The sequence below is a fragment of the Streptomyces sp. rh34 genome (assembly GCF_002551245.1).
Lineage (GTDB): Bacteria > Actinomycetota > Actinomycetes > Streptomycetales > Streptomycetaceae > Streptomyces.
The window spans coordinates 1-979 of the sequence record NZ_NTGZ01000555.1; the positions used below are offsets into that span (position 1 = coordinate 1).

A 979-nucleotide genomic window follows, 5' to 3' on the forward strand; every position below is an offset into this window, starting at 1 on the left:
AGATGTGTATAAGAGACAGCGCCGGTGGTGTGGGCGGTCTGCCCGGTGCCGGTGGGGACGTTCGGCCCGGTGTCGCCCCACGCCGCGAGGTCCGGCGCCGGGCTCGGAGCCTCCGGTACGCCACCGTCGTGCGGGCCGGGCGCGTGTGGTGCCGCCCCGGGGAGGTGGGGCGCGGGGGCCGCCTGGGGCGCGACCGGGAAGCCCTGCCCGGCGGTTCCGTCCGGCTGCGGGCCGGTGTGCGCCGGGGCGACGGGGTGCGCCTGCGGAGGCGTGTGACCGGCCTCCGGTGCGGTACGCGCGTGGTGCGTGCTCGCCCCGCCGCCGGGGGCCACCGGGGCGTCGGGGGCGAGCGCTGCCCGGTCCGCGTCGGCCGGGGGAAGGGCGAAGGCGGTCCGCGGACCGGCCTCGGCCGCGGTGCGCTCCTGGGCGGCGGCCAGGGCGCGTCGGGCACGCCGCCCTCCGGGCTGCTGGGACTGCTCCGGCCCGGAGTGACCGCCGTCGCCTTCATCGCCGTGGTTGCCGCTGTTGCCACTGTTTCCGGAGGCGAGGGCGGGCAGGGCGGCGCGGGCGGGCTCGCCCTCACGACGGGCCCGTCGTCCGGTGGGCGGTACGGGCTGCTGAGGGTCCACCGGGACGCCCTGCGGCGGCACGGTCTGCCCGAGCTGCGGGCGACCGCCGCCCTGGGCGTTCTCGGCCGCGGTGACGACCGACCCCTCGGAAGGGGCGGCGGGCGCCGCGGACGGGGCGGAGGTCAGGGCCAGCGCCCCCCGCCGCGGTGGCTGGGGCTGTTCCCGTGCGGCGTCCGCCGGAACCGTGCCCGGGGCCGCCTCGGCCGGGCTGGGGCGGCCGCGCCGCCGCCCGGAACCCTCGCCCTGCTGGGCCGGGATCAACTCGGGGGCCTGCTCCTCCTCGGGCGCTGCCGGTCCGCGGCGCGCCCGCCGCCGTCCGGTCGGCTCGGCGGCCGGACGGTCGTCGGGAG

General features: G+C 81.0%; 1 pseudogene. It reads right to left on the reverse strand.

The window, feature by feature from the left end:
• A pseudogene (locus CR470_RS38165) lies at nucleotides 1–979 on the reverse strand (PAS domain S-box protein); the annotation flags it as partial.